This is a genomic window from Domibacillus sp., assembly GCF_031181085.1.
GTDB lineage: Bacteria > Bacillota > Bacilli > Bacillales > Domibacillaceae > Domibacillus.
On the sequence record NZ_JAPSLE010000001.1, the window covers coordinates 609922 to 627937 of the forward strand.

Sequence of the window (18016 nt, forward strand, 5' to 3'; positions counted from 1 at the left end):
AGGGACTTGAAAATGGGCGTAAGCCGAAAAAAACAAATGCTTATGAGTGGAATAGCGGTTCTGTTTACACTTGGACTGGCTGGCTGTGGAAACGAAGAAAATCCGTCGACTGAGCAGGAAGAAGTTGAGCAAAACAATCATAGTGACATTAATGAAGGAATGGGCGAAGAGAACGATACAGGCACGAATGAAGACGATCAAGTAGAAGTCGATCCGAATGATGGCGAAACTGAAACAAATGAACAAGGTTCGTAAGCTGGAAAGGAGCTTGCCGACAACTAATGAAAAGGTGTATCTGACCCCGCACAGATACACCTTTTTCTGATAACACAAAGAAATTAATGCTCTTTTAAAGCAGCCAGGGGAACACTTTGTTCTTTTTCGGGCTCATCCAGAGGATAAATACGAGCCATCTCATTGTCTTCGTCTACATGTTGGATATAAATAGGTAATTCGTTAAACGTTACGTCAGCCATTACAGGAGAAGCGGCGATTTCCTGAGCTCGTCGTAAATTCATCATTGTGGCCTCCTTTTGTTTGATAACACTTTTAACGTTTACTTAAAAAGCGTTCCTTATTCTGCCGGATGTGAAGTGAACGAAAGTGTATCTGCTGCCAATGTTTTGACTGCGTAAAACGAGGAGGGGTGTATCAGAAGTTCACGCGGCTTGTTTGAATACGTCCCATAATGAAGGCAAAGGTACGGCTTTTCCATCATCCTTCAATGCCTTTCCACCTGATTAGCATATTGAAAATGAAGCTGGTCATTATACTCGTACTTTTTTGCAGACACGCCATACAAGTTCGCCATAGCTAAAAGATCTTTTAACGCCTGATCCATTCAAACAAAAACTTCTTTAAAGGATTACGGTATGTGAATGATCCGGCATAGGTAAGCCATTTACCTGCTATCGTGGATAATCTCATGTATGAAAGCAGCCGCCACTCCACTAGCTGAAGGCGGGCTTACTTTTAGGCTTCATTAGACGCTTTTTGTTTTATGAGGCTGTCCCGCTCGGCGGAAAGTGCTTCGTTTTCTTTTTTAAAACGGGCCACTTCCTGTTTAAACGCGGCGATGTCTTCCGTTATGATCTTTTTTCTGAAAGAGCCGCTGCATTGGCTTTCTCCAAAGCCATGCTGTATTGTTTGGCACCCGCTATCTTTCCCTCTAATGTGCTTATCTCTTCTTCCAATATCGTAATTTCCTGTTTAAGCCGGTTGTTTTCATCCAAAGCGGCTTCAAAATCATGGTTTTCATTTCCAAGCATCGCCAGCGCAACAAGAAAAATCCCCACAAAAAGTGCCGGGTAAAAGATGCGCTTTAACACACGATGCTTCCTGCTGAATAAGCTGCACAAAAAGTGAAAAAGAAAATATAAACAAGCAAAAACGATTAAAATAAGTCCGAGCAGGCTAACTAAAATCAAGCGATCCCTTCTTTCAAGCGAGCTGTGATTTTCCGTGAATTCACACCCGGGCTGGAAGCGGGCAGCTGACGAGGGAACATAGTTATGTTTATTTCATCCAAAAAACAAAGAAAAGCCAGCCCTTTAAGCCGACAAATCATAACAATATTTATAATAGATAAAGGTTGCTATTTTCTTTTGAACAGTGTTAGCTAAAAACAGTACATAGGAGGAATCTTTATATGAGCGATAAACAGGAGAGCACCTTTTACATTGTTGATTATGAATGGACAGGGCAGCACATTTTATTTGTAAAAGCAGCGGGCTTCGATGCCGAAAAGGGGAAGGCATTCGAGGAAGTCATTAAGTTTTTAAGGGGCAGGCCGTTTGGAGACAGCATTCATCCCCAAAAGTCTTCTCTGTCAGCCGCTTGCAGAAAGGGCCTTCATGCTTATATAACAAAGAAATTTAACGACAAAGAATTTGATTAAAAAGGAAAAATAGCACTCCTGGACGAGAGTGTTTTTTGGCATTGTATCATAAACACCATGCGTTTTGATGGAAGTCTACCGTCTTTTAGCTGCTTCACTTGTTAAAAAATCAAGCTGTTTTTGCATGGCTGTTAATTGCTTTTGAATCGAATCTGTCTGCCGTGGTGCTGAAGACTCAGCGCTTGCTGCTTCCTCTAAAGCGAGTAGTGCGGCAAATGTGGCAACCGCATCCGCGAGGGTTGTAAGGGCTGTAGCAAGAACCGTCAGCTTGGCTGCATTCACTTCAAGAGACGCCGAGGAGTTTTCCTGTTGAGCTGCTTTTACATAACGCTGATTCACTATGTGCCTCCTCTCCCAATGGAATAAGCGTATATCCGTTCACATTGTATGCAGAAATCGGCACAGTGTGCGAAGCAGCAAGGCTTTTGTCTGCATGTAAAAAGCAGCTGTATGACCAGGCATACAGCTGTTAACATAGTGATTTGGCGGGTAAAACCGGTCACAAAGCAAAAGCAGGAGTCATGTAAACAAATCTTGTGCATACTCTCTTAATACCTATTAAAATCCTCCGCCAACGTAAGACGCACCAATGATAATAAGAAGGATAAACAGAACAACAATCAGCGCGAAGCCAGATCCATATCCATCACCGTTTTTGTAGCCCATCATGATCACCTCCTTTTCCATATAATATGAGAAAGTAAAGGCGGCTCTTGTGCGAATGGTCATAGTGAAACAAAAAATGTTAGAGGAATCATGAAAGGAGCAGAATGCGTGAAGTATGGCTTTGTTGTGAAGGACAATAAGGTTGTCGCAACATTTCGAGGCAAGGGGCAAAACTTTAATATGGCTGCTCACGCATTTATGATGTCTGGTTACGGGATAAGGTGGGTGTCTGCCGAAGAATATCAAGCAGAAAGGGAAAAAACGAAAGAGTAATACCGCCTTTTCCAGATCAGCAGCAGAATGTACGCAAAAAAAAAGCAGCCAGGCAATGCCTGGCTGAAAAGTCATGTTCACTTGTAGGAGTTGGGGTTGGGAACTAACAGTCCTATTATGAACCTCTCCATAAAAATTTATACAAAAAAGCCAAAAAACGTTTCGCTTTCCTCTTGAATGTCCGCTTTAAAAGAAAAACGGGACAGGCTAGCCAGCGGAGCCTGACTGCTCAGCAGCAGGAAAGGAAAGAATAAAGCGTGTACCTTTTGCAGGCTCACTTTTTACTTGAACGCTGCCGCGCATAGACTTGACGGTACTGTAGACCACCATTGTCCCAAGTCCTGTACCGAGATCCTTTGTCGTGAAAAAAGGGTTTCCCAGCCGTTCAATTTGTTCTTTATTCATTCCAATGCCTGTATCCGCTACAGTAATAACTGCATGATCTTTAAAGCGGTTCAATTCGATTGTCAGAGTGCCGCCACCGGGCATGGCTTCAATTCCATTTTTTGCAATATTAAGGATGCATTGATGAAACTTTTCTTTTTCTCCAGCCAGCAAGCTGTTTTTCTGGAAATTTGTTTTGATTTCTACATCATTTATAGCTGCGTAAGGCGCCACAAAATGTGAGATGTTCATTAATTCATGCTCCAGATCTAGCATTTCTACATTTTCCAATGAAGGCTTGGCAAAGGTAAGGTAGTCTGTAATGATTGACTCTGCTTTGTTTAAGGCTTCTACAGCCGTGCTGATGTAATAGTGCTTTTCTAGATTGGAAAGCTGCGGGTCGCGCAGCAGCTGAAGAAAACCTTTCGTGACGGTTAACGGATTTCGCACTTCATGAGAAATACTGGCGGCAATGGTGCTGACGGTTTTTAATTTCTCGAGCTTCGCTATTTCTTCGGACAATATCATCTCTTTTTTGCTTTTTCAATCATCCATACGCAAAGGAGGAGGCCGATTGTTTGAAGCACTATGATCAAAACAGCAAACATAATAAACGTTGCCGTAACAGCTAATGGAAATAAAAGTATATTAAGAGCCAGTGTAGATAGGGCTGCAGTCAAGGAGATGCATAGAGCAATCCATAGTTTCTTTTTAAGAACGGCTGTTTTTTTGAAAAAAGGCAGAACCACAACCCATAAAAGCAGCAGCAGAGAATAAACGAAGAGGGCGGATAGAAAGTCTGGAACTCCCAGTACAAAACGATAGACGAGTAAAATGGCTGTCAGAATGCAGACAACCCGGCGTCCTCCGTATAATGCTCCGATGATCAAAGGAATTTGGCGGAAGTCTATGGGTATTTCTTTTAAAATAATTATAGGAAAACTCATTGAAAACACAATCGATATCCCACAAATCAATATAATAATCAGGGTATGTGCAATCTGGTTTACTTTCCGTTCCAGGAATTTAAAATAAATTATAAAACCGAAATAAATCAAAAGAGTGTTTAATAAGAAGCTTTGAATATTAGTAAGAAGAATATCTAATCTTGCAACTCCAGTCGTGTAAGGTGGTAAGAGGTGAAGGAATTTTTCACTCCAGCTCTGATACGTTTTTTATCATAACATGGAAGGAGCTTTTTTCTTCTATTTGATTAGTGAAAAATGTGAAAAATAAAAAAATGCCTTCAATCAAACAAAAAAACCCGGCTGCCCAGCCGGGTGAAAAATGATCTGTTATTCGCTTGGAAACACTCTGCGAACGGTATCGTTAAATTCATCAACAAGTCCTTCTACAGGCTCGCCTGCTTCAATCCGCTCAGCATAATCCTTCATTTGAGTAGTGAAGTCCGGGTCTTCCGAAATATACACTTCTTCAAGGGACGTATCTGCTTCTTTTACTTTGTCTTCCATGTCTTTTTTCAGTTCGTCCGTTACTTGAGTGCCATTTTCTAACTGAACGGCGGCATAAGCACGCTCTCCTGTTGCCAGAACAGTGGCGTCTTCTACTTTATCCATGTCCTCAAGGCTGCCCTCTGCTTTATCCAATACAGACAGGCGAGCTTCATTATTACCTTCGTCATTTATTGTCTGCTCATTCTGTGAATCCTGTTCAGCTGCATTATTGTCTGCTTTGTCTGCCGTTTCGTCATTATTATTCATACATCCGGCCAAGAAAAAGATAGTCATACAAGCCGCCAAATACATTGATGCTTTTTTCATCGAACATCCTCCTTTGTACAAGTTAAAATGAACAAAGGATATTTTCTCCAATAGGTGCCTAAATATACCATGAAGATGAAAAAGAAGCCTTTTGAAAAAGGCTTCCTGCTATAACCATTCTTGTATAAAGAGTTTAAAATAAAATGGGGAAATGATCAAATGAGTCGGGCCGTACTTTTTATCATCAATCTATCGACATGAACGGGTCGAGCCCGCACAGAAGCAGACACCGCTCGTTTCGATTACCATACATCCAGATAAAAATAAAAAACTTTTTTATATCGGCTGTTTACATTGTACTATAGCTTTGCTTAAAAGCTGGATATCATCTTGAATCTGTTCTTTAATGATTAAATCAGGACATTTTAAATAGTCATCAACGAGCCTTTCCAGTTCAACAGATAAAAGAAGGGCAACCTCTTTCAGAGCAAACACTCTCCTTTAAATAAATTCTCCCCATTTTACATACTGTCTGTGAACATGGAGAGGTTGAAAAGGACAAAAAATAAAAATGGTTATTTTTAAATTTTATGTGAAGAGGAAGGAAAACATTCAAACAATTGTGTGCGAAATAAAAAGGAGGCAGAATCAGCATGAATTTCTGCCTTGAGGATGACCAGCGCTTGACTAGGATAATTTCTTTTTGTAAAAATGCCATCGTTTCTCGAATAGAACGCATAATTTCTTTGAATTGCAGAGCAACTAAACACAGGCTGGAGAAAGAAAAAACACAACTGGAACAAATCGAAACCAGTGCATAAAATCCTCTCCGTTTCTGTCTAGCGATAAGTATACATCCTTGAAACTGCAGTGACTTTCTGTTCACTTATCTAGAAACGAATGCAGTGATTCCTGTTTGCCAAGAACACGTTCCGGACGAACTCATTATATGCGGTCCCTTAAAAGAGAGGTCTTTTTTTCGCCGCTTATTTCCGTCTTCTGATGAAAGGGGTATCAAAACAGGAGAAAAGCTGTCTGTCAATGGAAGAGGCAGGCGGCTTTGTTTTTTTAAACGGGTTAAAAAAAGCGGCTTTTATTGAATAAAAAATAATAAATGGACCATACTGACGGATACAGGTGGTGAAACGATGATAACAAACAGCCGCATGATGCTGTCCGGGCACATTATGTTAATTGAAATTTTAAACCGTCCGTTTTACCGTTTTGCCATTGTGGCAGAACAAAGAGACCGGGATCAGCCTTTTATCAAGCCAGTGCCTATTTATGGGACTATTACATTTAATAAAAACAAACGTGAGGTTGTCGCAGATAGTTTAAACACTTCATTTGGCAATCTAGAGAGCAGCACCCGGCAGTGGATTGAAAAAAAGCTCATGAAAGAAATTGATGAATACCATGAGCGGCAGCAGCTCGTTCAGCAGAAGCACTCGTAACAAAAAGAGCATCCATTCGGATGCTCTTGCTCTCAGCCTGCCTTCTAACTTTGCCTTTACAAGCCTGAAGCTTCCTTATAAAAAAGGAAGCTTTTTTTGTGCAGCTGACCGGCTTTATTACCGGTTATTAAAAACGGAAATGGAACATTAAGTGATAGAGAAAGTAAAAAAACAATGAAACAAAAGGAGGGGTTGATCCGTAGAAAAAAATGAACAAAGAGAAGGAGACTGGTTATCATGCAATCAGGAAAATCATTAATTACGTCCCATGTGCTGCCGAGGTTTTTCAGTGCGCTTTTGCTTTCGTTTATCGGTACATTAGCTGGCGGAATGTTTATTCCAGAAACAGTAGCACTTGCTTTAGGCCTGGTTCCGATCCTTGTACTGCTGCTGCTTTTAATAAAATCATTTTCATCAGGAAGAAAAAGAAAGAAAGGACTCAGTACGTATGGATTGAGGCTTCCTATGTGGCTCGTGTACGTGTTTACGCTGCTGGTTGGACTTTCTATTTATCCGGCTATCGATCTATATGTCGATGCGATGGGGATGGCGCTCGTTGTAGCAGCGTTCGGTATTGCTTCCGCTCTATTCGGCGGATTGTTTGTTTACACATACTTTACGAAAAAAGATTTCTCCTTTTTGGGCGGTATGCTCTTCTTTGCACTGCTTACACTGATCCTGCTTAGCATTGCCAACATTTTTATTGGTTCCAGCTTTATGGACCTTGGTCTTGCTTTTGCTGGAATCCTTATTTTCTCCGGCTATATGCTATATGATATTTCCCGGATGAAGGAGTCAGGGTTTAAAGAAGCGGACGTGCCAGCAGCGGTCTTTGATTTGTATTTGAATTTTATTAATATCTTCCTGGATATTTTGCGGGTGCTGAACTTTTTCACTTCAAGAGATTAAGACACCCTTTGGGAAAAGAAAGTCCCGGCCGCATATAGGCCGGGATTTTCTATGTTATTGATTGTTTTCCGTTGGATTATTTTCAGGGTCCAGCTGGTCATCGGTTGTTCCATCATCGATACCGTTATCCTGATCTTTTCCGTCATTGATCCCGTTAGCATCTTCGTTGTTGCCGCCGTTTTCTTGATCCGTCCCATCGTTGACGCCGTTTCCTTTGTCGTTTTCATCTCTTAGTTCGGTATCTAAATCGCCTTCTGTTTCATCTTGTTCAGTTTGATTTTGGGTATCGGTATTGTTTTGTTCTTGCATTTGATCCTGCTCATTATTGTTGTCGTCATTTTGTCCGCCGCCGCAGCCAGCCAGCCCGAGTACGAACAAAGCCGTTAGTCCGCTGACAAGAAGTTCTTTTGTGCCGGTCAATTTCATGTGTGCATTCTCCTTTAAGTAAGTTGTCGTCAATGGTAGCATGCCCAGTGTATGAAGAAGTAAACAAAAAGAGCAGGATAACGAAAGAATTTTTGGCAGGCAAAACGAATCCGCTATTTATGCTAACCAGAACAGGTTAAGGCAGACGGCCATTGAGTCAAAAGGTTGAATAATATATAGGTATAAAAAGCTAATCAGGTTTGGAATATAGTTCATTTTGGCTTGACTTGACATAATTCGACATGATTTAATGGGACTAAAGATAAAGGCAAACTTCTCCGAAAGGGAAGGACGCAAAGCCACGGGTCTACTTTTCAGCCAGTGAAAAACGACAGCCGGGTTGCCAAATGGGGAAGCTTCTCCGTATTTGGTTGAATAACTGTTTAAAGCAGGAGGAAACATGCGGAGAAAATCAAACGACGTAAAAGCACATGTAGAAAAATTTTTTGTTTTATTGAAAAAATATCCGGACAGTACAGATTCAGCTTTAGTTTTTGTGCGGTTTTTACGCTCTTTTTTAAGGGATTGCTCCCAGCGGGAAGTACTGCCTGCGATTGAAATTATGACACTTTTAAAAGAACATAAGCCGATCGCGTTTTACTCTATGAGAAAGCTTTCAGAGCGTGATGACCTATTGGCTTTTTTAACGGGTTTATCGATGAGTCCCCAGGAAGCCGAAGATAAGCTTCAAGCCATATATGAAAGCCGGGAATATAAAACAAAGAAAAGCTCCTGATGAAGGGAGCTTTTTTTGTTTAAAAGCGGGGGCTTTCCATTAATTGTGGAAATATGCAGTTGGATTTTATTTAAAAAAAACGTTTGTTCGTTTTGGTAAAAAAAGGAGGAGATCAAGCGAATTATATAAACATGTATCGCTTTACATGTTAAGAAGTAAAACATTTTTGTCCTGCTATTTGAGTGTCAGCCGAAGAAATCCTGCGAAAAGGAGGAAAAACCATATGCTTAATCGGCTTTCCGTCCGCCAGCAGAAAATGCTTCTTTATATAAATGAGTTTGTCCGCACGAAAAATTATCCGCCTACGGTACGTGAGATTGGCGAAGCGGTAGAACTAAAATCTGTTTCAACTGTAAAAGGCCATTCGGACGGCTTGAAAGAATCCGGCTATGTAACTTGGGAAGATCAGTTCGCTTTCATAAAATTGCAGATGATACAAACCCAATGTAATCAACTGTTCTTTGAAATCCGGTTTTCTGATAACCACTAGTCAATATGATTTAAGTCAAAGATCATCGCCCCGTTCATCAGCTTTCTATGAGGAAATTGTCTTTTTCGGATTAAATCCTCAACCTCTTCATGTGTGAGTAAGCTGGGAATGCTCTGAACTCTCCTCATATGATCGCCTCCCACTCTTTATTCTCTTTTATCTGAAAAAGTGGAGAAATGTGTTGGAAAAAGCAGATAAGAGAATGTATATCCGGCGTACCCGTTTTTTGAAAGACGCAAACGACTTAATTGGAAGAAGGCATCGGCCGTCAGTTGGGCAGATGGTCTGCTTCCTGGTTTTGTTCCTCTGGTGCATTTAATTTGCTGTTTGGGCTGAAGCCTTCATAAAAAAGCGGGCCGATCAAGGTGATAGCGGCTGAAAAATAAACAAACGCAGTTATACATGCAGGATGACCTTTTAAAAGAAGTTTATACACAAGCGTTAAAAACATGTTTAACCAAAAACCTGAAAGTGGAAACTTTCAGGTTTTTGGTTCGGTTGTGCCATGCTGAAAGAAATAATGTGCGGATATCGAATGTGATGATGAACATCATTGATGGTTAACTGAAGATGATCAATGGCCACTCCAGTCAGCTTTCCGGTCAATAACCCGCCAGTTGTGGATACTTGAATCGTTTTACCGCTATGCATTAGAAGGTGGTCGAGAAAGACGGGTTCTGCTGTTACGGTATAAACCGGTGATAATTGCTGCATAATGGCTGGAAATTGGGGAGAATACAAATAATGTCCTGGCGGTAACAGCGAGTGTTGAAGCGGCTTTGGATATTCCCGTACCATCGATTTCACTCCTTTATATAGTTACAGTATGCGTTCATTGGCGGAGTGACACCTTGCCTTCGTGTACTTTCCGGCTTAGCTCGCTCATAATGTAGGACAAGCAGAAAAAAAGGAGGGTGCTGTAATGAAAAAATGGATCGCAGCGGCTGCAGCGGCTATCGTATTAAGTGCCTGTTCGGCAGAAGAAGAAATGGTTCAAAGCACGTTTTCAGAAGGGACGGAATCAATTATTGAAGAGCCGTCAGAGGAAGAGTTGGCCGAACAGATGAAAGAGGAAGCCGTGCCGGCGAAATTTACGGAGTTAAACGCTGACAAGCCGCCAGTCGGTAAAAAAGTGGCTGCGACAGGACGCGTTACGGAAGTGATCGAACCCGGCTTAACGGGCTCATTTTCCCTTCAGGCATCGGATGGCACATATGTGATTATGAATGCCACACAGACGGAAGTCGAAATCGATGAGAGCGTTACGGTGTATGGAATAGTGGCAGTGGAAAAAGCGAAAGATGGGACACCGGCTATCAATGCAGTGATTATTGAGAAGTAGAAAACGCTTTTGAAAAGCAGTTGCAGTTCCAGCGAAGGATCGATTATTTCTAAAAAAATAACATGAATGAGCCGATTTTATACATTCAAGAATGGTCGGTGCCTTGATGGAGCTTATCATAAAAGATCTACTCATTAATTTTTTATTTGTTCTTCTTCCGATCTTTTTTATGCAAATGCTTTACCTTGTTTCCTGTTTATACCGTCTTGAAAAAGTAAAGGCATCATGGTTTGTTGTGTTTGCGATTATATCTTTTGTTTTATGTATGCTGTTTCCTTTTTCATTTGGAGACGGATTTAACTTTGACTTTCGCCGGGTTCCTTTTCTGCTGGGGATTTTATATGGAGGGCCGGGATTCGCTGCATGGCTGCTTCCGGCTTTGCTTGCTGCCCGCTTTTTTATAGGAGGATCCGGCTTTTTTATACCCTTTTTACCTTCACGCCTATTGCCGTGCTGGCGATGTTTTTCTCGAAGTACTATTTAAAGATGCCGTTAAAACAAAAACTCCCTTCGGTGGGCGTGCTTACCCTCTTTTTTGCTGCTTACAACGTACGTGGCCGGGCAAATATATGATATGCATATGACGGTAAGTATGTGGGTGATCTTTTACATACTTAATATTGTTTTTATACTGACTGCTGCCGTTTTGTTAGAGGTGATTAAAACCAATTTTGATGTATTGCAAAAGCTGATGAAAGCGAAGAAATTAGAGATTGTCAGTAACCTTGCCGCCAGCATTTCACATGAAGTGCGAAATCCGCTGACGGCCAGCCGGGGATTTATGCAGCTTACCTATGAAAGTGACATACCATCGGAAACAAAAGAGCAAATTCTGATTTCCATTCAGGAACTGGACACGGCTACTGGCATTATTAATGATTATTTAACATTTGCAAAACCCGCTCCCGCTGAGGCAGAAGCCATTATTCTTCACGAAACAATAAATCATGCTGTGAACGTGTTAATGCCGCTGGCCAATATGAACAGTATAGAGCTCGACGTGTCTGTAGAAAAAAAGAGCACTGTTATATTCTTGGCGAACGAAAAAAGCTCGAGCAGGCTTTAATCAATATCATTAAAAATGCAATCGAAACCATGCCGAACGGCGGTAAAATAAGGATCAAAACAACATATGAACATCATCTTGCTAAAATCCGTATTTGCGATCAGGGAAAAGGAATGACACAAAAGCAAATGGAACCGGTCTCGGCATGATGGTTTCTTTTAGCATTATTCAAAGTTTAGGTGGAAGAATCCAGGTTACAAGCAAAGTCAATAAAGGAAAGTGTTTTGTAATCGAGCTTCCGACCGTCCATGAATAACAAATGAACATCAACTGAAAAAGCCTAGCTCACAAGCTAGGCTTTTTCAGTTCAGTATACTAAGGCCGAATGGACACAGGAGTCCCGATAGGAATCGTCCGGGAAAGCTCTTCCACATCCTTATTGTGCATTCGAACACAGCCTCTAGAAACATACTTTCCGATAGAAGAAGGATCATTTGTGCCGTGAATGCCATAACTTTTCTTCGACAAACTCATCCACATCGTTCCGTACGGCCCTCCCGGGTTGGGTGCTTTATTAATAATGATAAAATCTCCTACAGGTGTTTCATGCAGCATTCTGCCAACGCCAACCGGGTATACTTTTCTGACTTGGCCCCGGTAAAATAGCGTTAAAGTCCGATTCGAAAGAGAGACCACAATGGAAAAAGGAAGGCTTGCGGGAGAAGGGAAGCCTGGAATGGTAATGCGCTGTCCCACATAAATCAAATTGGGTGTAATACCCGGATTGCTGGCAATGAGAGCAGCTAATGAAATTCGGTAGTCTCCTGCGATCGAGGAAAGTGTTTCCCCGCGTTTTACAGTATGAATCACGTGATTCCCCCTTTTTTGCTTTGACCCTTTAGTTTATTCAAGGCTGCTGCAAAACGGGAGAAATCGTACTAATATTCATATTAATATAAGTAACATTATGGACATCAACTGGCGCTTAGCCCTTTTTCCAAATATTGAATCAGCCGGCTGACTGCTTCTTTTCCTGCTTCTTCCCATTTGTTTTTTTGATTGATGGGCGCGTCAGAAGAAACGGGATCTTGAAATTGGTTCCAGCCGGATGCTGTCAGTAAAGAATGCTCGTCTTTTTCTAAGCCCATATTGATCACATGTTTAATAATAAAAGGAGATTGAAACGAAATAAAAGCATCATACTCATCAAGCATACCGTCGAGTACCGTAAATGGAAGGCGAATATAAATGGTTTCGTTTTTACTGTTCCATAATGTATGATCAAAGCTGCCAGCGTCATACTCCCAATTTCCGCCCAAGTCGTATCCAAGCTCATTCATTTTGTCTCTTATATCGCCAAAGCGGGCCGTTTTTCCTTCCAGCTCTGTTTGCAGCTTTAACATATTTCTTCACTCCTGTTCCGAAAGTTTGTTTACAGTTTTAACGGTAAATCTGTATTCAATACGTACAGTGACCGAACCAAGTAAAAAAGCACCTACAACCCGGGTTTGTTTGAACACGGGGTGTAGGTGTATGATGATGGATTAAGCGTTCAAGTCGTTTGTTCCTGGGCTGTGTTCATTTGGCATCTCCGGCATAAGGGGAACAGGGAAGCCTGCCGGAGGATCGACAACCGAAAGCGTCCCATCATTTCGGCTTGGAGACTCGCCTTGGAAAATTTGGGCTATTTTTGTTTCATCCATTCTGAAGTTAAACAGCGCGTTGTGGTAGCCCATTTCTACATACTTCCGGCATTCTGGGTATTTATTGATATCGTAGTTTGGAACCGGGAACAGCTTGCCCCAATCAACTCCCAGTGTTTCAAGTGCTTTGGCAAATGCATTTTGATGGGCATTATCCCGGACAATAAGGAAAGCCAGCGTTTCACGAAATGTTTGGTTGCTGCTCATTTCGTAAATACGTGTTTTTTGGAGAACACCCGTTGATTCGAGAACGAGGTTATCAAGCAAATCCCCAATCAGGTTTCCGTGGCTGTACACCCAGGAGCCATTCCACGGATTTCCTGCTGCGTCTACTGGAAGAGAAGCCTGGGCGCCGATAATATAATGATGCGGATTCGCATGCTTGACTACGTCACCGAGCGGCGCTCCATCTGCTCCGGAATTGCCTGGCATAGGAGACTCACCGGAGCCATTGAGCAGCTGGTTAATGGTGTTTTGTACAAGCTCTACATGGGCAATTTCTTCAAGAAAAATACCGCGAAGAAGATCTCGGTATTGAACGGCCTTGCCTCTGAAATTGGAGCTTTGAAAGAAAAACTGCATCATTGTCCGCATTTCCCCGAAATGTCCGCCTAATATTTCCTGCAGCACTTTTGCAGCAGCGGGATCGGGCTGGTCTGGTGCTACAATATTGATTAATTCTTCCTTGTAATAATACATATATCCCTGCCTCATTTCTTCGTATTGGTTGTTCAGTCGTTATCATGGCAGAGACCTGTTCGTTTTATTCATAGGGCAGGATTTCATTCGAAGAAAACGAGTCATGTAATGGAAGGATTTCGAGGAGGAAAGTACATTCGGCAAATCTAAGGAGCCGTCTCAAATAAAAAAGTGATAAAGGGGATGAAGGATAACAAGTAGTACACGGATGTTTTATGACGGATTATCAATCGCCGCCTCATCAGGAGATGAGGACAGCGATTAGCCGCAATCAATCTGTTTTTAAACGTGAATAAAGAGCAAGGTCAATAAATGTTCCTTTTGACTTTTCGCTTTTTCGAAGGATGCCTTCAAATGAAAAACCTGTTTTTTGCAGCACTCTAATAGAAGAAAGGTTTTCAGGCTCTGCTTTTGCTTCCACTCTCATCAATTGTAAATGATGAAATGCGTAATCAATCAAACACAATATCGCTTCTCCCGCATATCCGTTTCCCCAATAAGGCCGGCCAAGATCATAGCCAATTTCAGCTTTTGCATTTTCGAAATCAAGGCTGTTAAACCCGCATGAGCCGATGACTTGGCCCGTTTTCTTCTCGGTTAAAGTATACCGGACAGCTCTGTTTTCGTCTGCCAGTTGGTTTAAAAAACGAATCATTTGCTCCGCCTGTTCCACATTAGTAAAAGTATCAATGTTCATAAACCTTGTAACGGCTGGATCAGACCAGAGTGAAAACAGAGAAGCAGCATCTGCTTCTGTTACTTTGCGGAGTATGAGCCGCTTCGTTTCAAAGAAATCAATCAGCAATCTTTTTCCCCTCCACATGCAAGATGAGTTATTGAATAAAAGCGTGGGTTTCTCTGTGCATTGTCCAGCTCCTTTGCAGCATAAGCTTTTTTTATTATAGCCTGTAAAAATAATTGTGGAAATAAAAACCAGCTGTCTCATGAACAGCTGGCATACAAGAAGTTTATTTTCGTTCTGTGTACGGGTCTTTTTCCGCCGGAGGAAGATCGCCTAAAGAAGACATTAAGTCTTCATCATCAAGCACTTCTTCATACAATTTATGCTCTCTGCTTGGATAAACGTCCACTCTGTTTCCGTGAATATCAACGGCCGCAAAGTTTTCATAATCCTCTACATAACCTTTATTTTCCTGTGATTCCACATACATGTCTCCGTATTCCTCCGGCGAATTCATAAAATCCGCCGGTGTTTCAGAAGTGCCGTACTGGGCAACATCCTGCCAGGCGTCTTCTGCATCGTAGGCAACATTTTCTGATTTATCATCAAAATCAAACTGTCCAAATGGCGGAGCAAGAACGGCTTCTTCAACGGGCCGGTCGTTTGAAATGTTTTGGTCCTGTGAATGCTTCAGACAAAACAAAGTGGTTGGCACGGCTTCTAAACGCTCTACAGGAATTTCTTCTTTACAGGTTTTACAAATACCATACGTTCCATTTCGAATCGCTTCTAATGCTGTATTGATTCCTTCTAATTCAAACCGGGTATGTTCATTCAATGCTATATCTTTTTCCCGCTCATATAACTCTGTCCCCACATCACCCGGATGATTATCGTAAACGGACAATTCCCTCGTCGAGTCAGACAAGCTTCTTTGCAATTGGAAGTGATCAGTACCCTCAAAACGGGATTCCAATTCCTTTTTTCTGTTCGTTAACTCTGTTTGAAAATCGGCTAATTGGGTTTTGTTCAGCATAAGGTTCAGTCCTTTACATTCCATTTTTAACGTCTTTCAGCATATTCATTTTGAAAAGGGCAAGCTCTTTTAAAGTATGATTCCCAAAGCAGCCGTTTTGACTCCTGCAGCGTGCAATTGTATATTTTGGCACATAAAAAAAGCGCCTTAAGCGCTTAATGTTCCTTTTTTATTTCTTCTTTAATGGGGATACTCTTTGAAAAGACCTCATCCGATTTTTCTTCGGAATCTATGTTTTTTGGAAGGAAAATAATTGAAGCAATAAAGCTAATGGTTAACAATACACATAACAGCCATCCGAACATATCAATGGGAGCCATTTACAAAACCTCCTTTGGTGAAAAAACACGATATTATAAATAAGATATGCGCTAGTTTGGACACTTAGCACTATAAATATGCAAAAGAGATGTAAGCTGTCCCATATTTTCGATAAAAAATAGATAGAGGTTTTAAAAACAGAAAAGCAGGGAATAAAACATTATTTGATATGGAGTGAAAGGCAGACGGATGAAACAGATTATAGATATTTCCCATCACCAAGGCGTCATTGACTGGAAAACAGCTCATCGCCATATAGAGCTGGCCATTCTGCGGGTGCAGGATGGCAGCACAACAAGGGACCGCTGTTATGCAGCTAATGCTGCAGCATGTAACGAGTATGGTATTCCATTCGGCAATTATGCGTTCTGCCGTTTTGTTTCAGTTAATGATGCGGTCATCGAAGCGCGCGACTTTTGGAAACGGGGTGATCAAAGAGCCGCTTTTTGGGCAGCAGATGTGGAAGTGAAAACGATGAATGATATGCGTGCCGGTACGCAAGCGTTTATTGATGAGCTTCGGCGTTTAGGGGCCAAAAAAGTTGGCTTGTATGTCGGCCATCATACGTACAAAGCATTTGAAGCAGAAAAAGTAAGGGCTGATTTTGTCTGGATTCCGCGGTACAGTCAAAAACAGCCGGACTTTCCGTGTGACATATGGCAGTATACAGACAGGGGGGAAATTGAAGGAATTAAGGGATCAGTTGATTTAAATCGATTAACTGGAACAAAATCATTAGAATGGTTTCTTAACAGCCCGTCTGGAGCCCTAACGAAAACAAAAGCGGATAGTATAATCGGCCTCGCTGTTTCATTTTTGAATAAAATAACAGGGGATAAATGACAAAAAGCCCCAGCCGCTAAGGGGCGGCTTTGGAGCTTTTTCAGGTTTCAAGTGTGTGGAATCCATGGTCATAAAGCAAAAAGGAGCTTACTTAAACGCCCCAGTTGTCGATTTTCCGGCTTGCTCAACAAAAACGCTCAACAGTTATCGGCTGTGGTTTTGTCTGTTTTCACGATCATGCTTTCGTGAGGAGCTATACTCGGATTCGGAAAACAATTTTGGTTTTCTCGACATGAAAAAAAGTGAACCAGCGAAGCCGGCTGTCAGCAAAGTAGATAAAGACCATCCGAAAAGTTCAATTGGTGTCATCTTGCAGAAAACCTCCTTGTTTTATCGTAGTGAATTAATTATTTACCCATCTCGAGAAAAATAAAACATATTCAGTTCGAAAATACAAAACACTGCATCTGCATTCAGTTTTTGGCCTTTTATATGATTTAAAAGAAAAGAGATGCTTATGCAGAGAGGCCGTGCAAGGATAGATTATTTTACAAAAATCGTTTAAAATAACAAATGTTCATTTATTCAGCCGCAGGAGGAAAAAATATGAAGCCAGCTCAAGAAATCCGTGAGTTTTTATTAAATAAAGCAAAGCAGATCACTGAAGAGTGGTACGCTTCTTTGGGTAAAAATGATCCAAGCGGCGTTTATTCCACAACTGATCCCCATGCTATTGAACTGCTTAAAAAGCAAAATTATGAATTCCATCTGCAATTCTGCGAGTTGTTCGTAAAAGAAGAAAGTGTTTTTTTAAAGGACTTGGAACAATGGATTATTCAAGTCGCAAAAGATGAGCAGCATTTAAATACACCGATGCATTTTATTGTGAGGGAATTTTTTAGAACACGCGACCAGTACCTCCAGTTTTTAGGAGAGTTTTTTTCCGCGCATCGGTCCACTTTTCCGCAGGAGACCGTTGACCTATGGAATCAGCGGGTCAGCCGGGGCATTGACAGCGTCGTGATCTGGTTTATGGAAGAGCACCATAAATTCTCTGTGAAACGGCTTCAATGCCAGCAGGAAATGATTAACGAGCTGAGTTCTCCTGTTATTACATTAAATCGCGGAACTGGACTTCTGCCGCTGGTAGGGGATATTGATACTGCACGCGCCAAGCTGATTCTCGAAAAAACGCTCGAGCAGTGTGCGGAGAAACGAGTGGATTGTCTGTTCATTGATTTGTCAGGTGTGATTATGATTGATACAATGGTGGCCCAGCAGCTGTTCCATCTTGTAGAAGCGCTAGGCTTAATCGGCATCAAAACCACGCTGTCAGGCATCCGTCCGGAGCTTGCGCAAACAGCCGTGCAGCTGGGTCTTAACTTTGACAAGCTGTCCATTGCTTCTACTCTGTCACATGCGATGGCCGCCAGTGAAATGTAATAGAATATCAGCACAGAAAACCAGTTAAAGAGATGCCCATCAATG

At 41.6% G+C, this 18016-nt stretch carries 28 protein-coding genes, 1 pseudogene and 1 riboswitch; of the genes and pseudogenes, 13 read left to right on the forward strand and 16 right to left on the reverse strand.

Annotated features, from left to right (window positions below; genetic code table 11):
- Window positions 1–12 precede the first annotated feature (12 nt).
- On the forward strand, window positions 13–255 hold the full coding sequence (locus RIN81_RS03330; protein ID WP_309087368.1) for a hypothetical protein: 243 nt from the start codon (window positions 13–15) through the stop codon (window positions 253–255).
- 83 nt (window positions 256–338) lie between these two features.
- On the opposite strand, the gene RIN81_RS03335 is transcribed toward RIN81_RS03330, so the two are convergent.
- Both RIN81_RS03335 and RIN81_RS03340 read right to left on the reverse strand, forming a co-directional pair.
- Window positions 339–518 carry a small acid-soluble spore protein H gene (locus RIN81_RS03335; protein ID WP_251273586.1) on the reverse strand — a complete coding sequence of 60 codons (180 nt, stop codon included), beginning with the start codon at window positions 516–518 and terminating at the stop codon, window positions 339–341.
- A gap of 567 nt (window positions 519–1085) precedes the next feature.
- The gene (locus RIN81_RS03340) at window positions 1086–1328 is read right to left on the reverse strand and encodes a hypothetical protein (RefSeq protein ID WP_309087370.1); all 243 of its coding nucleotides are present in this window, start codon (window positions 1326–1328) and stop codon (window positions 1086–1088) included.
- Window positions 1329–1648: 320 nt separating this feature from the next.
- Between RIN81_RS03340 and RIN81_RS03345 the strand changes: the two genes are divergently transcribed.
- A complete protein-coding gene (locus RIN81_RS03345; RefSeq protein WP_242233080.1) occupies window positions 1649–1897 on the forward strand; it encodes a hypothetical protein in 249 nt (82 codons plus the stop codon).
- 75 nt (window positions 1898–1972) lie between these two features.
- Here the strand turns inward: RIN81_RS03345 and RIN81_RS03350 are convergent, their stop codons facing one another.
- Together RIN81_RS03350 and RIN81_RS03355 are read right to left on the reverse strand one after the other, a co-directional pair.
- Window positions 1973–2236 carry a hypothetical protein gene (locus tag RIN81_RS03350; RefSeq protein WP_309087372.1) on the reverse strand — a complete coding sequence of 88 codons (264 nt, stop codon included), beginning with the start codon at window positions 2234–2236 and terminating at the stop codon, window positions 1973–1975.
- Between the two features lie 219 nt (window positions 2237–2455).
- Window positions 2456–2563 carry a YjcZ family sporulation protein gene (locus RIN81_RS03355; RefSeq protein ID WP_285881603.1) on the reverse strand — a complete coding sequence of 36 codons (108 nt, stop codon included), beginning with the start codon at window positions 2561–2563 and terminating at the stop codon, window positions 2456–2458.
- A gap of 108 nt (window positions 2564–2671) precedes the next feature.
- Here RIN81_RS03355 and RIN81_RS03360 point away from each other — a divergent pair, with 108 nt between their 5' ends.
- Window positions 2672–2836 carry a hypothetical protein gene (locus tag RIN81_RS03360; RefSeq protein WP_309087374.1) on the forward strand — a complete coding sequence of 55 codons (165 nt, stop codon included), beginning with the start codon at window positions 2672–2674 and terminating at the stop codon, window positions 2834–2836.
- 207 nt (window positions 2837–3043) lie between these two features.
- Here RIN81_RS03360 and RIN81_RS03365 read toward each other — a convergent pair whose 3' ends face one another.
- The 3 genes from RIN81_RS03365 to RIN81_RS03375 form a co-directional block, all read right to left on the reverse strand.
- A complete protein-coding gene (locus RIN81_RS03365) occupies window positions 3044–3742 on the reverse strand; it encodes an ATP-binding protein (RefSeq protein WP_309087376.1) in 699 nt (232 codons plus the stop codon).
- A 2-nt stretch (window positions 3743–3744) separates the two neighbouring features.
- On the reverse strand, window positions 3745–4278 hold the full coding sequence (locus RIN81_RS03370; protein WP_309087378.1) for a LytS/YhcK type 5TM receptor domain-containing protein: 534 nt from the start codon (window positions 4276–4278) through the stop codon (window positions 3745–3747).
- Between the two features lie 237 nt (window positions 4279–4515).
- Window positions 4516–5001: a YhcN/YlaJ family sporulation lipoprotein gene (locus tag RIN81_RS03375; protein ID WP_309087380.1), complete on the reverse strand. Its 486-nt coding sequence runs from the start codon at window positions 4999–5001 to the stop codon at window positions 4516–4518.
- Between the two features lie 1088 nt (window positions 5002–6089).
- Between RIN81_RS03375 and RIN81_RS03380 the strand changes: the two genes are divergently transcribed.
- Together RIN81_RS03380 and RIN81_RS03385 are read left to right on the forward strand one after the other, a co-directional pair.
- Window positions 6090–6395, forward strand: coding sequence for a hypothetical protein (locus tag RIN81_RS03380; RefSeq protein ID WP_309087382.1), 306 nt, complete (start codon window positions 6090–6092; stop codon window positions 6393–6395).
- A 237-nt stretch (window positions 6396–6632) separates the two neighbouring features.
- On the forward strand, window positions 6633–7304 hold the full coding sequence (locus RIN81_RS03385) for a Bax inhibitor-1/YccA family protein (RefSeq protein WP_309087384.1): 672 nt from the start codon (window positions 6633–6635) through the stop codon (window positions 7302–7304).
- 54 nt (window positions 7305–7358) lie between these two features.
- On the opposite strand, the gene RIN81_RS03390 is transcribed toward RIN81_RS03385, so the two are convergent.
- On the reverse strand, window positions 7359–7730 hold the full coding sequence (locus RIN81_RS03390) for a hypothetical protein (protein ID WP_309087386.1): 372 nt from the start codon (window positions 7728–7730) through the stop codon (window positions 7359–7361).
- A 257-nt stretch (window positions 7731–7987) separates the two neighbouring features.
- A riboswitch (cyclic di-GMP riboswitch) is annotated at window positions 7988–8078 on the forward strand.
- Window positions 8079–8130: 52 nt separating this feature from the next.
- Here RIN81_RS03390 and RIN81_RS03395 point away from each other — a divergent pair.
- Window positions 8131–8466 carry a hypothetical protein gene (locus RIN81_RS03395; protein WP_309087388.1) on the forward strand — a complete coding sequence of 112 codons (336 nt, stop codon included), beginning with the start codon at window positions 8131–8133 and terminating at the stop codon, window positions 8464–8466.
- 223 nt (window positions 8467–8689) lie between these two features.
- A complete protein-coding gene (locus tag RIN81_RS03400) occupies window positions 8690–8956 on the forward strand; it encodes a LexA family protein (protein ID WP_309087390.1) in 267 nt (88 codons plus the stop codon).
- Window positions 8957–9224: 268 nt separating this feature from the next.
- Here the strand turns inward: RIN81_RS03400 and RIN81_RS03405 are convergent, their stop codons facing one another.
- The gene (locus tag RIN81_RS03405; RefSeq protein ID WP_309087392.1) at window positions 9225–9407 is read right to left on the reverse strand and encodes a hypothetical protein; all 183 of its coding nucleotides are present in this window, start codon (window positions 9405–9407) and stop codon (window positions 9225–9227) included.
- A 2-nt stretch (window positions 9408–9409) separates the two neighbouring features.
- Entirely contained in the window at window positions 9410–9754 is a 345-nt protein-coding gene (locus RIN81_RS03410; protein WP_309087394.1) for a DUF2642 domain-containing protein, read from the reverse strand.
- A 124-nt stretch (window positions 9755–9878) separates the two neighbouring features.
- Here RIN81_RS03410 and RIN81_RS03415 point away from each other — a divergent pair, with 124 nt between their 5' ends.
- The 4 genes and pseudogenes from RIN81_RS03415 (at window position 9879) to RIN81_RS15750 (ending at window position 11620) form a co-directional block, all read left to right on the forward strand.
- Window positions 9879–10298, forward strand: a complete 420-nt coding sequence (locus RIN81_RS03415) for a hypothetical protein (RefSeq protein ID WP_309087396.1) — start codon at window positions 9879–9881, stop codon at window positions 10296–10298.
- 363 nt (window positions 10299–10661) lie between these two features.
- Window positions 10662–10871, forward strand: a complete 210-nt coding sequence (locus tag RIN81_RS03420; protein ID WP_309087398.1) for a hypothetical protein — start codon at window positions 10662–10664, stop codon at window positions 10869–10871.
- 7 nt (window positions 10872–10878) lie between these two features.
- The gene (locus tag RIN81_RS03425; protein WP_309087400.1) at window positions 10879–11364 is read left to right on the forward strand and encodes a histidine kinase dimerization/phospho-acceptor domain-containing protein; all 486 of its coding nucleotides are present in this window, start codon (window positions 10879–10881) and stop codon (window positions 11362–11364) included.
- Window positions 11365–11393: 29 nt separating this feature from the next.
- Window positions 11394–11620 (forward strand): annotated as a pseudogene (locus RIN81_RS15750) (ATP-binding protein).
- 59 nt (window positions 11621–11679) lie between these two features.
- Here RIN81_RS15750 and RIN81_RS03430 read toward each other — a convergent pair.
- The 6 genes from RIN81_RS03430 to RIN81_RS03455 all read right to left on the reverse strand — a co-directional run bounded on the left by RIN81_RS03430 (window position 11680) and on the right by RIN81_RS03455 (window position 15744).
- The gene (locus RIN81_RS03430; RefSeq protein WP_309087402.1) at window positions 11680–12174 is read right to left on the reverse strand and encodes a L,D-transpeptidase family protein; all 495 of its coding nucleotides are present in this window, start codon (window positions 12172–12174) and stop codon (window positions 11680–11682) included.
- Between the two features lie 104 nt (window positions 12175–12278).
- Window positions 12279–12707, reverse strand: a complete 429-nt coding sequence (locus RIN81_RS03435) for a YugN family protein (protein ID WP_309087404.1) — start codon at window positions 12705–12707, stop codon at window positions 12279–12281.
- A 141-nt stretch (window positions 12708–12848) separates the two neighbouring features.
- A complete protein-coding gene (locus tag RIN81_RS03440) occupies window positions 12849–13706 on the reverse strand; it encodes a manganese catalase family protein (protein WP_242233061.1) in 858 nt (285 codons plus the stop codon).
- Window positions 13707–13977: 271 nt separating this feature from the next.
- Window positions 13978–14508, reverse strand: coding sequence for a GNAT family N-acetyltransferase (locus RIN81_RS03445; protein ID WP_375164491.1), 531 nt, complete (start codon window positions 14506–14508; stop codon window positions 13978–13980).
- 166 nt (window positions 14509–14674) lie between these two features.
- Complete coding sequence (locus RIN81_RS03450; RefSeq protein WP_309087408.1) at window positions 14675–15424, reverse strand: TraR/DksA C4-type zinc finger protein; 750 nt, start codon at window positions 15422–15424, stop codon at window positions 14675–14677.
- A gap of 155 nt (window positions 15425–15579) precedes the next feature.
- Window positions 15580–15744, reverse strand: coding sequence for a hypothetical protein (locus RIN81_RS03455; protein ID WP_309087410.1), 165 nt, complete (start codon window positions 15742–15744; stop codon window positions 15580–15582).
- Window positions 15745–15934: 190 nt separating this feature from the next.
- On the opposite strand from RIN81_RS03455, the gene RIN81_RS03460 reads away from it, so the two are divergent.
- The gene (locus tag RIN81_RS03460) at window positions 15935–16588 is read left to right on the forward strand and encodes a glycoside hydrolase family 25 protein (RefSeq protein ID WP_375164478.1); all 654 of its coding nucleotides are present in this window, start codon (window positions 15935–15937) and stop codon (window positions 16586–16588) included.
- 546 nt (window positions 16589–17134) lie between these two features.
- A complete protein-coding gene (locus RIN81_RS03465; protein ID WP_309087412.1) occupies window positions 17135–17971 on the forward strand; it encodes an STAS domain-containing protein in 837 nt (278 codons plus the stop codon).
- Window positions 17972–18016 lie beyond the last annotated feature (45 nt).

Coding starts and splice junctions, on each gene's coding strand:
- RIN81_RS03380 (WP_309087382.1), top strand. CDS start 6,090: ATGATAACAAACAGCCGCATGATGCTGTCCGGGCACATTATGTTAATT.
- RIN81_RS03390 (WP_309087386.1), bottom strand. CDS start 7,730: ATGAAATTGACCGGCACAAAAGAACTTCTTGTCAGCGGACTAACGGCT.
- RIN81_RS03455 (WP_309087410.1), bottom strand. CDS start 15,744: ATGGCTCCCATTGATATGTTCGGATGGCTGTTATGTGTATTGTTAACC.
- RIN81_RS03405 (WP_309087392.1), bottom strand. CDS start 9,407: ATGTTTTTAACGCTTGTGTATAAACTTCTTTTAAAAGGTCATCCTGCA.
- RIN81_RS03395 (WP_309087388.1), top strand. CDS start 8,131: ATGCGGAGAAAATCAAACGACGTAAAAGCACATGTAGAAAAATTTTTT.
- RIN81_RS03410 (WP_309087394.1), bottom strand. CDS start 9,754: ATGGTACGGGAATATCCAAAGCCGCTTCAACACTCGCTGTTACCGCCA.
- RIN81_RS03355 (WP_285881603.1), bottom strand. CDS start 2,563: ATGGGCTACAAAAACGGTGATGGATATGGATCTGGCTTCGCGCTGATT.
- RIN81_RS03420 (WP_309087398.1), top strand. CDS start 10,662: ATGGCTGCTTCCGGCTTTGCTTGCTGCCCGCTTTTTTATAGGAGGATC.
- RIN81_RS03465 (WP_309087412.1), top strand. CDS start 17,135: ATGAAGCCAGCTCAAGAAATCCGTGAGTTTTTATTAAATAAAGCAAAG.
- RIN81_RS03460 (WP_375164478.1), top strand. CDS start 15,935: ATGAAACAGATTATAGATATTTCCCATCACCAAGGCGTCATTGACTGG.
- RIN81_RS03440 (WP_242233061.1), bottom strand. CDS start 13,706: ATGTATTATTACAAGGAAGAATTAATCAATATTGTAGCACCAGACCAG.
- RIN81_RS03330 (WP_309087368.1), top strand. CDS start 13: ATGGGCGTAAGCCGAAAAAAACAAATGCTTATGAGTGGAATAGCGGTT.
- RIN81_RS03335 (WP_251273586.1), bottom strand. CDS start 518: ATGAATTTACGACGAGCTCAGGAAATCGCCGCTTCTCCTGTAATGGCT.
- RIN81_RS03415 (WP_309087396.1), top strand. CDS start 9,879: ATGAAAAAATGGATCGCAGCGGCTGCAGCGGCTATCGTATTAAGTGCC.
- RIN81_RS03425 (WP_309087400.1), top strand. CDS start 10,879: ATGACGGTAAGTATGTGGGTGATCTTTTACATACTTAATATTGTTTTT.
- RIN81_RS03400 (WP_309087390.1), top strand. CDS start 8,690: ATGCTTAATCGGCTTTCCGTCCGCCAGCAGAAAATGCTTCTTTATATA.
- RIN81_RS03435 (WP_309087404.1), bottom strand. CDS start 12,707: ATGTTAAAGCTGCAAACAGAGCTGGAAGGAAAAACGGCCCGCTTTGGC.
- RIN81_RS03385 (WP_309087384.1), top strand. CDS start 6,633: ATGCAATCAGGAAAATCATTAATTACGTCCCATGTGCTGCCGAGGTTT.
- RIN81_RS03450 (WP_309087408.1), bottom strand. CDS start 15,424: ATGCTGAACAAAACCCAATTAGCCGATTTTCAAACAGAGTTAACGAAC.
- RIN81_RS03375 (WP_309087380.1), bottom strand. CDS start 5,001: ATGAAAAAAGCATCAATGTATTTGGCGGCTTGTATGACTATCTTTTTC.
- RIN81_RS03345 (WP_242233080.1), top strand. CDS start 1,649: ATGAGCGATAAACAGGAGAGCACCTTTTACATTGTTGATTATGAATGG.